The organism is Caballeronia fortuita, assembly GCF_001544835.2.
GTDB classification, from domain to species: Bacteria; Pseudomonadota; Gammaproteobacteria; order Burkholderiales; family Burkholderiaceae; genus Caballeronia; species Caballeronia fortuita.
Map to the genome: position 1 here is coordinate 114,492 of NZ_FCNX02000019.1, position 13,217 is coordinate 127,708.

Consider the following 13,217-nt stretch of genomic DNA (forward strand, 5'->3'; position numbering starts at 1 on the left):
TCGGATCTGGACAAATCGTCTCAGAGATGAGTTGACCATGCAACCATTGGCGTAAGGCATTTGGAAGACGACGGCACGGCTCCTGCTCCGGTTGCCGGTCACCTACGGCAAACGAATATGAGCAAGCACAGTAAAGCGAACAAGGGCATGCCCGCGCCCGATGACCGGCAGGCGCTTCTGACCGAATTGCGCCGTGGCAAGATGGCGCGCTCGCCGCACGCCTACGTCAGGGGCAATACCGAACGATTCTACGAGTGGGTGGTCGAGGCAAACGGCGATTCGCTGCCGCATGGTCCTGCGGTCTGGATTTGCGGCGATTGCCACACCGGCAATCTCGGACCGATCGCCAATGCGAAGGGCAAGGTAGAAATCCAGATTCGCGATCTCGATCAGACGGTGATCGGCAATCCCGTGCACGACGTGGTCCGGCTGGGGCTGTCGCTTGCGACGGCGGCGCGCGGCTCGTCGTTGTCGGGCCTGAACGTCGTGCGCATGATCGAGGCGCTCGCCGCCGGATATGAGTCGGCCTTCGCGGACGTGGTCGTCGACATCAAACGGCCTGAGCCCGTGCACGTGACGATGAAGGAAGCGGTGCGCCGTTCGTGGCAGAATCTCGCGCGCGAGCGCATCGAAGATCTGCATCCGACGATTCCGCTCGGGCAACGATTCTGGCCTCTCGCCAAAGAAGAGCGAAAGGGGATCGACGCCCTTTTCGCCGACGCGGACATCGCAAGTCTGCCGACGAGTCTCAAAGGACGAAAGGATTCGGGCGAGGTCGTCGTGCTGGATGCGGCGTACTGGGTGAAGGGTTGCAGCTCGCTCGGCCGCCTGCGTTACGCGGTCCTGCTCGATGTCGATGGCGGCGTCGTCGAAGGCGACGACCTGTGTCTGATGGACATCAAGGAAGGCGTGAAGGCCGCGGCGCCGCGTTACGAAGACGTGGCGATGCCGCGCGACAACGCCTTGCGCGTGCTCGAAGGCGCCCGCCATTTGTCGCCTCATCTCGGCGAACGGATGCGCGCGGCGCGTCTGCTCGATCGCGGCGTCGTTATCCGCGAGCTGTTGCCGCAGGACATGAAGCTCGAGATCGAGCGACTCGGCAAGGACGATGCGATGCACGTCGCGCACTATCTCGCGGCAGTCGTGGGAAAGGCGCATGCGCGGCAAATGGACGATGCGACGAAGCGCGACTGGCGCATGGAACTCGGCCGCAATCGATCGAAGACCATCGACGCGCCGCTGTGGCTGTGGAATAGCATCGTGCAACTGGTGAGCAGCCATGAGGCCGGGTATCTCGAGCATTGCCGGCGTTACGCGACCGGCGCATGACGATGCGGGAATCGCGCGAGGGCACACTGCATGCTGAAGCATGAGGATATCCCTTACCGATAACGGACCCGCCATGCGAATCAAACTCAAGCCGATCAATGAACAGGTCATCGTCATCACCGGAGCGACGAGCGGCATAGGTCTCGTCACGGCGCGCATGGCCGCCAGCAAGGGCGCGCGCCTCATGCTCGTGGCCCGCGACGAGCAGGCGCTGACCGGACTCGTCGCGGAGCTGTCGCGCGAGGGCGGCGACAGAATCGCGCATGCGGCCGCGGACGTAGGCGACCGTGCGCAATTGCAAGCTGCCGCCGATGCCGCGATCCAGCACTTCGGCGGCTTCGATACCTGGGTCAACAACGCGGGCGTGTCGATCTATGGACGTTGCATCGACGTGCCGGTCGACGAGCAGCGCAAACTCTTCGATACGAACTTCTGGGGCGTCGTGAACGGATCGCTGGTGGCCGTGCAGCATCTGCGCGAAAAGGGCGGTGCGCTCATCAATCTCGGAAGCGAACTGTCGGATGTCGCCGTTCCGCTGCAAGGCGCGTATGTCGCGTCCAAGCACGCGGTGAAGGGTTACACCGATGCGTTGCGGATCGAACTTGCCGACGAAGGCGCGCCCGTCTCCGTATCGCTCGTCAAGCCTGCCGGCATCGACACGCAGTTCGTCGAGCACGCGCGAATCCATCTCGACCAGCAGCCGAAACTGCCGCAGCCCGTCTATGCGCCCGAGGTCGTCGCGCGCGCGATACTGCATGCCGCCGCGCATCCGGTGCGCGATCTGTACGCGGGCGGCGCGTCGCGCGGCATGTCCTGGTTCGGGCGCTCCGCGCCGCGCCTCTACGATGCGATATTGACCGCGCTCGGCATGAAGGCGCAGCTCACGGGCGAGCCACGTCGCGATGGCGACGCGCTCGAAGAAGGCGGCTCGGGTTTGCGCGAACGCTCGGGCCATCATGGACGCGTGCGCGAACGCAGCCTCTACACCGACATGCACACGCTCGCGCCAGCCCCGCGCGCGGCGCTCATCGGGATTGCGGGCGTCATGCTGCTTGCCGCGGCGGGACGATATGTGCGCGAGGCGAAGGGGTATCGCGAGGCGCGGGTTTGAGCGGAAGTCGCCGCGCCAGTGGGTTGCTGGTCAGTGGCTGGCAAGCCGGAAGAACGCCACGGCTTCGGTCAGGCGGCGCCCCTGATCGTCGAGCGATTGCGACGCCGCCGCCGCTTCCTCGACGAGCGCCGCATTCTGCTGCGTCACCTGGTCCATCTGCGCAATTGCGAGGCTCAACTGTTCGATGCCGCGGCTCTGTTCGTGCGATGCCGCCGCGATCTCGTTCATGATGTCGCTCACCTTCGATACGGCGAGCAGCACGTCCGACATCGTCGTGCCCGCGACGCCCGCGAGCGTCGAGCCTTCCGCGATGCGTCCCACCGAAGCGCCGATCAACTCCCTGATCTCCTTCGCGGCGCCCGACGAGCGCTGCGCGAGGCTGCGCACTTCCGCCGCGACGACGGCAAAGCCGCGTCCTTCCTCGCCCGCGCGCGCCGCTTCGACGGCCGCGTTCAGCGCAAGAATGTTGGTCTGGAACGCGATGCCTTCGATCATGCCGATGATGTTCGCGATTTCTCCGGAGCGCGCGCTGATGTCGGACATCGTCTCGATCATGCGGCTCACGGCGGCGTTGCCCTGCTGCACGATAGCCGACGCATCCGCCGACAGCGTGTTGGCCTGCTGCGCGTTGTCGGCGTTCTGGCGCACCGTCGACGAAAGCTGCTCGACGCTCGACGCCGTCTCTTCAAGCGATGCGGCCTGTTCCTCGGTGCGCGTCGACAGATCGACGTTGCCGGTCGCGATCTGGCTCGAACCGGTCGCGATGCTATGCGCCGACGCACGCACGTCGCCGATGAGCGCGACAAGGTTCGTCTGCATCGCGCTCATCGAGGCGAGCACGCTGCCGTCGGGCGCACTGTGCGCGTCGGCGACGGGGCGCAGGTCGCCATCCGCGACGCGCTTCGCGACCTCGCTCAGCGTGTCCGGCTCCGCACCGAGCGCGCGCAGAATGCTTCGCGTGATGACGAGACCGGCCGCGATCGCCGAGAGCACGGCAAGCGCGCACACGCCGAGCAGCAGCGTGCGCGAGAACGCGTAATGCGATGCCGATTCCGCGACGAGCTGCACTTCGCGTGCGTGCGTCATGTCCGCATAGTCCTGCGTCGCCTTGACGAGCGCGGCAAGGAGCGGCCGGCAATGATCGTTCATGCGTGCGATGGCTTCGTCGTGATTGCCCTTGAGCGCAAGATCGACGATATCGAGCGCAACCGGCCCGTAAAGCGATTCGATCCGGTCAATCTCCGCGACCCGCGCGCGCACTTCGGGCGTGACATCGGTTGCGTTCGCGACCAGTTCATTGAACTTGCGCAGATCGCGCTGCACGTCTTCGTGCGCTGTCAGGACGGCGGCTTTTTCCAGTTCGAGATCGGCGGGCTTCGTGACGAGCACGAGGTTGCGCGCGGCAATCGCGCGACGATCGACGGCGCTGCGCACGCTGGCGGCGAGTTCCGCGCGCGCGTTGATGCCGTCGACGAAAGATGTGAAGCGTGCATTCGATTCATGCAGCGCCTCGATGGCGAGCGCCGCCACGATCAGCAGCGCGGCCGTGAGCATGCCGAAGCCGATCGTCAGTCTGGTTTTCACCCGCATTCCCTTGAAGTTCATTATTGTTCTCGTCGCTGTTACGGTGGATGCCTTTGGCTTCGCGGCGCGCTTGCGCGCTTGCGCGACTGCGTGCGCCGCTCGATACCTGTGACGCCTTGCTTACGGCAGGCCCTTGGCCAGCTTTGAGATGAACGAAACCTGTACGCGCTTCGGCAAACGTTTGTTGTGCCTTTTTATTTTGTAACAACACCCTCGGGCACGCTTTCCGGACGCGCTTTCGTGCCGCTCCGCTATCAAGCTCGTGCCGCATGACGTCGATAAGTACGGGTCAGCCTGCGCCGCGCGCGCCATCGGGAAACATCATGAACGACAAAACATCCATCCGACTCGCCCCTGACGATGCGTCGCGCAAGTGCGCGGCGTGCCGGCTTCCCGCCGGCGAGATCATCGATCTCGCATTCGCGTTTCAGCCCATTGTCGATGTGCGCACGGGCGTCGCGTACGCGCATGAGGCGCTGGTGCGCGGTCCGAACGGCGAATCGGCCGGATCGGTGCTCGCACGAATCGACGACGCCAATCGCTACCACTTCGATCAGCGCTGCCGCGCGGTCGCGATCGAGCAGGCCGCGTCGCTCGGCATGAGCGGATATCTGTCGATCAACTTCATGCCGAACGCGGTGTATCAGCCGGAGGCCTGTATCCGCAGCACCTTCGAGGCGGCCGAGAAGTTCCAGTTTTCGACCGACCGCATCATCTTCGAGACGGTCGAGGGCGAGAACATCATCAGCCGCCCGCATCTGGTGGAAATCTTTCGTGCTTACCGGCGCTTCGGTTTTCAGACGGCCATCGACGATTTCGGCGCCGGCTATTCGGGCCTCACGCTGCTCACCGAATTCCAGCCGGATCTCATCAAGCTCGACATGGAACTCGTGCGCGGCATCGACACCGATTCGGTGCGGCAGAGCATCGTGCGCGGCGTGCTTTCCATGTGCCGCGATCTGGGCATCCGCGTGATCGCGGAAGGCATCGAAACCATCGGCGAGCGGGACTTTTTCGTCGCGCATGGCGTCGATCTCCTGCAAGGCTACCTGTTCGCAAAGCCCGCCTTCCGCTCGCTGCCCGCGTCAACCGGAGACTGGCTGGCAGCTTGAGCGTCGCTGGGTAAGCAATTGTTGTTCCCGTGTCCACTTGCGGACCAACGGTTGTGTCCCGACGCATAGCATTCGGCGGTCCCGGCAGGTGAGAGGCCGAAAAATTGCTATGAGGAGGAAACACAACCTAGAGGTCCGTTATGCCCGAGATCGTTCCACTGCCGCTCACGAAGACAGGCATCCCCGAACTCGATGTGGTCCTGCGCGGCGGATTGCCGACGCACCGGCTGCATCTTCTGGAAGGTGCGCCCGGCACTGGAAAGACCACGATCGGCCTGCGCTTTCTGATCGCGGGCGTCGCCAAATCCGCGAAGTGCCTGTACGTCACCTTCTCGGAGTCGGAACAGGAGCTTCGGAGCGCCGCGGCGACGCACGGCTGGGACGTGTCAGGCATCGACATCTTCGAACTCGTGCCCGACGAGGCCAACGCTTCGCGCCAGCAAACCGTGCTCTTTCCGTCGGAAGTCGAGTTCGACAAGACCATCGAACAGATCATCCGGCGCGTGGAGGAAACGGGCGCGGAGCGGGTCGTCATCGATAGCGTGTCGGAGTTGCGCATGCTCGCGCGAAACAAGCTCGCCTATCGCCGGCAGATGCTGGAACTCAAGCGTTTCATGCAGGGCAGGGAGGTCACGACGATTCTTCTCGACGATCTCCTGACCGGCGAAGACGGCGAACTTCATAGTTTTGTCCACGGGGTGATCACGCTCGAATTGATCGAGCGCGACTACGGCGCGGCGCGCCGGCGGCTGCGAATCGCAAAGATGCGCGGCATGAACTTCCAGAGCGGATGGCATGACTACATGCTCGTGCCGGGCGAAGTGCTCGTCTTCCCGAGCCTCATCGCCGACGAACACGCGAGCCTGCCCGGCGGCGATCCGCTGCAGTGCGGCTTCGCGGGCCTCGATCGCATACTCGGACGCGGCCTCGACCGCGGGACCACGACGATGATGATCGGTCCATCGGGCGCGGGCAAATCGTCGATCGCGTTGAGCTACGCGATATCGAGCGCGAATCAGGGAGAGTTCGCATCGTACTTTTCGTTCGATGAAACCTACGAGACGTTCCTGCGACGCGGCAACAGCCTCGGTCTGAGCGCCGACGCGGCGATCGCCGGCAAGCATTTTTCCTGGCGGCGGATGAATCCGTCGCGACTTTCGCCCGGCGAGTTCGTATGGGCGGTGCGCCGGGATGTCGAGGACCGCGACGCGCGCGTGGTGGTCATCGACAGCATCAATTCGTATCTGAGCACCATGCCCGAGGAGCGCTCGCTCGTGCTGCATCTGCACGAATTACTCACTTATCTGAACCGGCGCGGCGTCGTGACGATCATCGTGCTAGCGCAACAGGGCGTCGTCGGCGATGTCGAGAATCCCATCGATCTCAGTTTTCTCAGCGATACCGTCCTGCTTCTGCGCTTCTTCGAGGCGGCAGGCAGGCTGCGGCGCGCGCTGTCGGTCATCAAGCGTCGAACGGGTTTGCACGACAACGCGATCCACGAGTATCAGCTTTCCTCCGACGGGCTGGAAGTCGGACCGCCGCTCGAAACCCTGCGCGGCATCTTCAGCGGCATTCCGACTTATGAGGGCGCGCGCGAAGAACTGATCGGCGAGGGCAACCAACCGGCCAGTGCGCCATGATGCGTGTCGAAGCGCCGACCACGGTGCAAGTGCTCGCGCCTGTCGGACAGGATGCGCGGGTCATCGTCGAGACGTTGCGAGCCGCCGGCATCGACGCGCTCGAAATCAGCACGCTCGCCGAAATCTGCAAGCAGCTTCGGCAGAACGAGGGCGTGAGCATCGCGGGCCTCCTGCTGACAGAGGAGTCGCTTTCCGAGCTTGCGCCGTCCGGCGACTTCGCCGACTGTCTGGAGAAGCAGCCGCCGTGGTCGGACATTCCGATCTGCATCCTGACCGTGCCCGGCGACCGTCCGAGCTCGTTTGAGCGCTGGCGTCTCTTCGAGGCGCTCGGCAACGTCACGTTGCTCGCACGCCCGGTGACGGCGGAAGTGCTGCAAAGCGTGGCGCGCGGTCTGGTCCGCGCGCGCGCACGTCAGCTTCAGACGAAACGGCATCTCGACGAACTCAAGGACGCCGCGCAACTGCTCGAAAGACGCGTCGCCGAGCGCACCGAAGAGTTGATGGCGGCGGAAGAGACGTTGCGGCAGGCGCAGAAAATGGAGGCGATCGGCCAGCTCACCGGCGGCATCGCCCACGACTTCAACAATCTGCTGCAAGTCATCAGCACGAACATGGAGTTGACGAAGCTGCGTCTGCGCCAGGGCCGCTTCGCCGACCTCGATCGCTTCGTCCAGAGCGCGCACGACGCGACGCAGCGCGCCGGCGCGCTCACGCATCGCCTGCTGGCGTTCGCGCGCAGGCAGACGCTCGATCCGAAGGAGATTGCGCCGAATCGCCTGATCGCCGGGATGCTCGACCTGATACGACGCACGCTGGGACCGTCCGTCGAAGTCGACGCGCAACTCGAAGAGAACCTGCATACGACCTTGAGCGATCCGGTGCAGCTGGAGAACGCCTTGCTCAACTTGTGCATCAACGCGCGCGATGCCATGCCCGCGGGCGGCAAGCTGGCGATCCGCACGGACAACGTTTCCCTGCGTGGCCGCACGGCGCGGCTGCACGGCCTGAACGACGGCGACTACGTGGCGATAAGCGTCTCCGATACGGGTTTTGGCATGGCGGCGGAGATCATCGACAAGGCGTTCGATCCGTTCTTCACCACCAAGCCGCTCGGGCAGGGCACGGGACTCGGCTTGTCGATGGTGTATGGATTTTCGCGGCAGTCGGGCGGCAAGGTATCGATCGAGTCGCAGGTCGGCAAGGGCACGACCGTGAGCATCTACTTGCCGCGACTCACGCAGCCGCGATCCGAGCCGGAAGAGGCGCCCGCGCCGCTGGTTCTGCCACCGGTCGGCAAGCAGCGCACGGTGCTCGTCGTCGATGACGAAGCCGACATTCGCTTGGGCTGCACCGAAGTGCTGAAGGAAGCGGGCTTCAACGTCATCGAAGCGAGCGACGGCGCGTCCGGGCTCGACATTCTCGGCTCGAACGTGCAGATCGACATTCTGGTCAGCGATATCGGCATGCCCGGCATGAACGGCAAGGAAATGGTCGACCGCGCGCGCGTGAGACGCCCCGTCCTGCCGGTGCTGTTCATGACCGGCTATGCGGAGAAATCGGTGTTCGGCAACGGAAGGATCGACGATGGCGCGCAGCTTCTGACCAAGCCGTTCGCGACCGAAGAACTCGTGTCGAAGATCCACGCGATGATCGACGCGCAAGACTGATCCTGCCGGCGCCGGTTCGCGCGAGCGCACGTCCGGCCTTCGTCCTGTGCGGTCATTTCGAGTACACTGCCGACCTTAGTAGTGGCGGGATCGGAACCAACAGGTACGGAACGGCGGCGGCGAAGGGTAGCTACGCCCGGGCGACCACCCAACATAATGGATCGACGCAATGGACACACTCGCGCGGCTACGCAGCGAAGTTCCGGGACTGGATGATATCTGCGGCGGCGGGCTGCTGGCAGGCTCGTCTTACATCGTTCAGGGACGGCCGGGAGCCGGCAAAACCATCCTTGCGAATCAGATTGCTTTCGCGCAAGCCCGTCAGGGGCACAAGGTTCTCTACGTCACGCTGCTCGCGGAATCGCACGACAGGCTGTTTCAGTCGCTATCGGCGCTGAGTTTTTTCGACGCGAGCCGTCTCGGCACGGACCTGACCTACCTCAGTCTTTTCCGCACGCTTCGTGAAAAGGGCCTCGATGCGCTGGTTGCTACGCTGCGCTCCGAACTTGCGCGCACGAAAGCCAGCATTCTCGTGCTCGACGGCTTGCTCAACGCACGCGAAAGCAGCGAAACCAATCTGGACATCAAGTCCTTCGTCGCGGAATTGCAGGGTCATGCCGCTTTCACGGGCTGCACGGTGCTGTTCCTGACGAGCGCCCGGATCGACGAATCGAGTCCCGAACACACGATGGTCGACGGCGTGCTGCACCTCGAAGAGAATCTGTTCGCGTCGCGCACCGTGCGCCATATTCGCGTCGCGAAATCGCGCGGCAGCCGCGCGCTCGGCGGTCTGCATCTGTATGAAATATCGGAGCGGGGCATCTCGGTGTACCCGCGTCTCGAAGCCGCGCTTGCGCGACCTTCCACCGCGGAGAGCGTCTCGCTGACGAAGGTCGGAACGGGCACAGGCGGTCTGGACGTGCGGCTCGGCGGCGGCTTGCCATCGGCTTCGATGTCCGTTCTCGTCGGACCCGCGGGCAGCGGCAAGACGACGTTCGGCATCGGTTATCTGAATTGCGCCACGCCCGAGCGGCCGGCCGTGCATTTCGGTTTCTACGAAACGCCCGAGCGGCTCTACGCGAAAGCGAAGGCACTCGGCCTCGATCTGCAGGCGCGCGTCGAAACGAAGGCGTTGCGCATGCTGTGGCGTCCGCTCACCGAAAATCTTCTCGACAAGCTCGCGTACGAACTGCTCGACGAAGTCCGAAGCTCGCGCGCGGAGCGTCTCTTCATCGACGGCCTCGCTGGTTTCGAGCGCGCAACCGTCGATCCGCATCGGATGGTCGAATTCTTCGCGGCGTTGAGCAACGAGTTGCGCGCCATCGGCGTGACGACGGTGTGCACGTGGGAGACGAAGGAGCTGTCGGGGCCGTGGCGCACGAATCCATCGCCGGAAATCCTGTCGCAGATCGATAACGTGATCGAAATGCGTCACCAGGCGGCGGGCGGCGCCTTACGGCGCAGCATCGCGGTGCTGAAGGTGCGCGACAGCCTGTTCGACACGTCGACGGCGGAAGTGCTGATTTCCGGCCTCGGCGATGGGCTGCACGTCACGGGAACGATGCCAGCGGCGCCCGACGCGTTGGGCGACGATGCAAGCGGTCAGTAGCCGGCTGCCCGCATGGCCAACCTTGTCGTCGTCGACGACGAATCTCTCGTTACCGATTTTCTGAAGTTCCTGCTCGAAGACGCGGGACATGTCGTGCATGTCGCGTCGAACGGCGCGGAAGGATTACAGGTCGTCCGGCGCACGAAACCGTCGCTCGTCGTGACGGATTTCATGATGCCGGTCAGTTCAGGCGTGGACCTTGCGCGGGCGCTCAGCGGCGACGATGAGTTCAGCCACATACCCATCGTCTTGTGCAGCGCGGCGCCTCAAGCGGTCGATCCGGCCGACCGGGCATTGTTTGTGGCGATACTGAAGAAGCCCTATCCGCCTGATCGCCTGCTTGCAATTCTGGCTTTGCATCTCGATGGAGGCAGCGCGGGATCGCGCGATCAGCTGCAGTAACGAACAAGCAGGATACCGGGCACATGGCTCGGTCCCGCGCGCAATTCCAACCGTTTTTGTATGGCTGTGAGCGGTCCATGACGCGTGTTCTTCTCGTCGATGACGAACCCGATCTGCTCGAAGCGTGGAGCTTCGCGCTCGAATACGCCGGCTATCAAGTCGAGCGTGCGCGCGATGGCCGTGAGGCCCTTGCCGCAATTCAGCGCACCGTGCCCGACCTGCTTATCACCGATCTGATGATGCCCGGCATGGACGGCGAAGCGTTGTGCCGCGCCATGCGCGAGCGGCCGGAATGGGCGGCGATTCCGATCGTGCTGCATACTTCTGCGCATGTATCTCGACCACCGGGCATCGTGATCTGGAACGCCTTGCTGAGAAAGCCGGCCTCGATGGCCCAATTTCTGGAGACGGTCGCCAAACTTACCAACGGCTCGGAACGAGAGGAGCATGGATCGTGATCGAGCGTCTTGCGGCAATGCCACTCCGGTTCGTGCGATGACAGACCCGACTTCCCGCCCGCTGGAAGAGAATGCCGTCGGTCCCGCCGATCGCGCGATCTTCGATCGCATGATCGAGCCGTATCTCATGCTCGATCATGCCTTGCGAGTCGTGTTCGCGAACAAGGCATGGCTCACGTCATTTGGTGAAAGCGAAGCGACGCTCGGCCAATGCGACCACCTGATTCGCGCGCTCGTCGCCAATCTCCATGCCGGTCAGCGTCGCCTTTCGCCCGCGTTCAGCGTGGATGCGCCGGAACACGCCGGCGCGTCCGGCGAACAGTCGTTGCGATACTGGCAGATTCACGTCTCGCATCTTCCGGCAACCGGCGACGAGCCGCCGATCATCCTGCTGCGCTTCGACGATGTCACGATGCGCACGCTCGCGACCCGCACGGAACGGCGTGAGAAGGCGAGGCTGCGTTCGCATGCGCGCCTTCGACAAATCCTCGCCAAGGAGGCCGAAGAGCGCCTGCACGATCATCGCGTGCGCTTCGAGCGTGCGCTGGCGTTCGCGGGCGTCGGTGCGTGGGAGATCGACCTTGCGAGCGGCGCGGTGCATTGCAGCGAGCAATGCGCGGAAGATCTCGCGTTGAAGAATATCGGTCAGGTGGATCGGGAAACGCTGTTCGTCGAACAGCCCGATCCGGTGGCGCAGCACTGGCAGGCGCTGCAGGAGAAGAGAAGCTTCGAATGCGAACGAAGCATCGACACTGCCCGCGGACGCCGATGGGTACTGATTCGCGGCACCGGCCACTTCGCGGACGACGGCACGATGCGCTCCGTGATGGGCTTCACGCTCGATATCACATCGCGCAAGGAACACGAGCTCGAACTGTCCGCCACGGCAGGCGCGGAGCGCTCGGGGCGCGAGCGCAGCGAAGCGCTCGCAAGGACGATGGACCATTTCATCGCGGCCGTCAGTCATGAGTTGCGTTCGCCGCTGAACGCCATCGTCTCATGGGCGGAACTGCTTCACGTCGTCGCCGATCCTTCCCACGTCGCGCGGGCAGGCGAAGCGATCCGCCGCAACGGTCGACAGTTGTCCCACATGGTCGACGACCTGCTCGACAGCGGTGCGGTCGTCACCGGCAAGCTCTCCTTCGATCTTCAGCCGGTGGATATCGGCGCGCTCACGCTCAACGTCGTCGAAGACATTCGCAAGTCGGCGGAACACAAGGGCCTTCGATTGCAGACGCCGTACATCGAGCCGTGCACGGTCATGGCGGACGAAAGCCGCTTCAAGCAGGTCGTCTGGAACTTGCTCACGAACGCCGTGAAGTTCACGGATGCGGGCAGCGTTTCCGTTTCGGTGAGGACATCGGAAGGGCAGGCGGTGCTGATCGTCGACGATACCGGGCGCGGCATTGCGCCGGATTGCCTGCCTGCGATCTTCGACCGCTTTCAGCAGATCGCGCCACAGTCGAGCGGCCGCGTGGGCGGCCTGGGGCTCGGACTGTGGCTCGTCAAGAACATCGTGAGTCTGCATGGAGGCACGATCGAGGTCGCGAGCGCGGGGAGCGGGCACGGCGCGACTTTCACCGTTCATTTGCCCCTCGACTCGCGCCTGAGTGCAGACATACTGGAGCAGTGAGATCAGTGCGCGAGACTGCGGTCACGTACGGGCACGAACGCGCGGATCAGCATGTAGAGCCCGGCCAGTCCGACGAGCACGTAGACGATCCGGGACAGGACCGATCCCGCGCCGAAGATCGCAGCCACGAGGTCCAGTTGCAGCAGACCGACGAGACCCCAGTTCAATGCACCGATGACGACCAGTGCGCCCGCAATCCAGTCCACCGGCGAGCGATGAACAGCGATAGTTCCTTTCGATGTAACGGTAGGCATGATTTCCTCTTCTAACTACGAGCAGGGCGACGAAAGCTCGTCACCCTGCGGTTGATGATGTGTCGACAAAATGCGGAGTGCGATCAGACTTCCGTGGCTTTACCGGCGCCGAGATCCGCGCCGGTCGTCGGCTGAGCGGACGGATCGGAAGCGGTGCGCGAGGCCATCGCCTGCAGTGTTTGTACTTCCTGCTCCGACACGCTGACCGTCGCCGTGCCGTCGCCACCGTCCACCGCCGGTTGCGGATCTTCGACGAACTTCCAGTCGCCGCCTTCGTTCCAGGGACCGCGTGCATCCTCGCCCTTGGACATGTTGAAATAGACGCTCGTGAACTCCGGATTGCCCGGCAGCTTGCCTTGCGGGAAGTTCGGCTGGATCGAATGCAGCGCCTTTTCGAACGACTTCTGATGCGCGATTT

The 13,217-nt window shown here is 63.8% G+C and carries 12 protein-coding genes; 9 read left to right on the top strand and 3 right to left on the bottom strand.

The window, feature by feature from the left end; all coding sequences use genetic code 11:
• Positions 1–117: 117 nt before the first annotated feature.
• Together AWB77_RS29450 and AWB77_RS29455 are read left to right on the top strand one after the other, a co-directional pair.
• Entirely contained in the window at positions 118–1,329 is a 1,212-nt protein-coding gene (locus AWB77_RS29450; protein ID WP_061138004.1) for a DUF2252 family protein, read from the top strand.
• 73 nt (positions 1,330–1,402) lie between these two features.
• Positions 1,403–2,440 carry an SDR family oxidoreductase gene (locus AWB77_RS29455; RefSeq protein ID WP_061138005.1) on the top strand — a complete coding sequence of 346 codons (1,038 nt, stop codon included), beginning with the start codon at positions 1,403–1,405 and terminating at the stop codon, positions 2,438–2,440.
• A 30-nt stretch (positions 2,441–2,470) separates the two neighbouring features.
• On the opposite strand, the gene AWB77_RS29460 is transcribed toward AWB77_RS29455, so the two are convergent.
• Positions 2,471–4,045, bottom strand: a complete 1,575-nt coding sequence (locus AWB77_RS29460) for a methyl-accepting chemotaxis protein (RefSeq protein WP_244158692.1) — start codon at positions 4,043–4,045, stop codon at positions 2,471–2,473.
• Between the two features lie 302 nt (positions 4,046–4,347).
• On the opposite strand from AWB77_RS29460, the gene AWB77_RS29465 reads away from it, so the two are divergent.
• The 7 genes from AWB77_RS29465 to AWB77_RS29495 all read left to right on the top strand — a co-directional run bounded on the left by AWB77_RS29465 (position 4,348) and on the right by AWB77_RS29495 (position 12,545).
• The gene (locus AWB77_RS29465) at positions 4,348–5,136 is read left to right on the top strand and encodes an EAL domain-containing protein (protein ID WP_061138025.1); all 789 of its coding nucleotides are present in this window, start codon (positions 4,348–4,350) and stop codon (positions 5,134–5,136) included.
• A gap of 140 nt (positions 5,137–5,276) precedes the next feature.
• A complete protein-coding gene (locus AWB77_RS29470; RefSeq protein ID WP_061138006.1) occupies positions 5,277–6,776 on the top strand; it encodes an ATPase domain-containing protein in 1,500 nt (499 codons plus the stop codon).
• Positions 6,773–8,443: an ATP-binding protein gene (locus tag AWB77_RS29475; RefSeq protein ID WP_061138007.1), complete on the top strand. Its 1,671-nt coding sequence runs from the start codon at positions 6,773–6,775 to the stop codon at positions 8,441–8,443. The genes AWB77_RS29470 and AWB77_RS29475 overlap by 4 nt, the downstream gene beginning before the upstream one ends.
• 169 nt (positions 8,444–8,612) lie before the next feature.
• On the top strand, positions 8,613–10,052 hold the full coding sequence (locus AWB77_RS29480; protein WP_061138008.1) for an ATPase domain-containing protein: 1,440 nt from the start codon (positions 8,613–8,615) through the stop codon (positions 10,050–10,052).
• A gap of 12 nt (positions 10,053–10,064) precedes the next feature.
• Positions 10,065–10,454, top strand: a complete 390-nt coding sequence (locus tag AWB77_RS29485; protein ID WP_061138009.1) for a response regulator — start codon at positions 10,065–10,067, stop codon at positions 10,452–10,454.
• Between the two features lie 77 nt (positions 10,455–10,531).
• The gene (locus AWB77_RS29490; protein WP_061138010.1) at positions 10,532–10,912 is read left to right on the top strand and encodes a response regulator; all 381 of its coding nucleotides are present in this window, start codon (positions 10,532–10,534) and stop codon (positions 10,910–10,912) included.
• 37 nt (positions 10,913–10,949) lie between these two features.
• Positions 10,950–12,545, top strand: a complete 1,596-nt coding sequence (locus AWB77_RS29495) for a sensor histidine kinase (RefSeq protein WP_061138011.1) — start codon at positions 10,950–10,952, stop codon at positions 12,543–12,545.
• Between the two features lie 2 nt (positions 12,546–12,547).
• Here the strand turns inward: AWB77_RS29495 and AWB77_RS29500 are convergent, their stop codons facing one another.
• Both AWB77_RS29500 and AWB77_RS29505 read right to left on the bottom strand, forming a co-directional pair.
• Positions 12,548–12,799 carry a DUF378 domain-containing protein gene (locus AWB77_RS29500; RefSeq protein WP_061138012.1) on the bottom strand — a complete coding sequence of 84 codons (252 nt, stop codon included), beginning with the start codon at positions 12,797–12,799 and terminating at the stop codon, positions 12,548–12,550.
• An 83-nt stretch (positions 12,800–12,882) separates the two neighbouring features.
• Positions 12,883–13,217, bottom strand: a 335-nt coding sequence (locus AWB77_RS29505; protein WP_208601577.1) for a manganese catalase family protein, incomplete at its 5' end; no start/stop codon positions are given.

Coding starts and splice junctions, on each gene's coding strand:
- AWB77_RS29460 (WP_244158692.1), bottom strand. CDS start 4,045: ATGAACTTCAAGGGAATGCGGGTGAAAACCAGACTGACGATCGGCTTC.
- AWB77_RS29470 (WP_061138006.1), top strand. CDS start 5,277: ATGCCCGAGATCGTTCCACTGCCGCTCACGAAGACAGGCATCCCCGAA.
- AWB77_RS29495 (WP_061138011.1), top strand. CDS start 10,950: ATGACAGACCCGACTTCCCGCCCGCTGGAAGAGAATGCCGTCGGTCCC.
- AWB77_RS29485 (WP_061138009.1), top strand. CDS start 10,065: ATGGCCAACCTTGTCGTCGTCGACGACGAATCTCTCGTTACCGATTTT.
- AWB77_RS29455 (WP_061138005.1), top strand. CDS start 1,403: ATGCGAATCAAACTCAAGCCGATCAATGAACAGGTCATCGTCATCACC.
- AWB77_RS29480 (WP_061138008.1), top strand. CDS start 8,613: ATGGACACACTCGCGCGGCTACGCAGCGAAGTTCCGGGACTGGATGAT.
- AWB77_RS29465 (WP_061138025.1), top strand. CDS start 4,348: ATGAACGACAAAACATCCATCCGACTCGCCCCTGACGATGCGTCGCGC.
- AWB77_RS29490 (WP_061138010.1), top strand. CDS start 10,532: ATGACGCGTGTTCTTCTCGTCGATGACGAACCCGATCTGCTCGAAGCG.
- AWB77_RS29500 (WP_061138012.1), bottom strand. CDS start 12,799: ATGCCTACCGTTACATCGAAAGGAACTATCGCTGTTCATCGCTCGCCG.
- AWB77_RS29475 (WP_061138007.1), top strand. CDS start 6,773: ATGATGCGTGTCGAAGCGCCGACCACGGTGCAAGTGCTCGCGCCTGTC.
- AWB77_RS29450 (WP_061138004.1), top strand. CDS start 118: ATGAGCAAGCACAGTAAAGCGAACAAGGGCATGCCCGCGCCCGATGAC.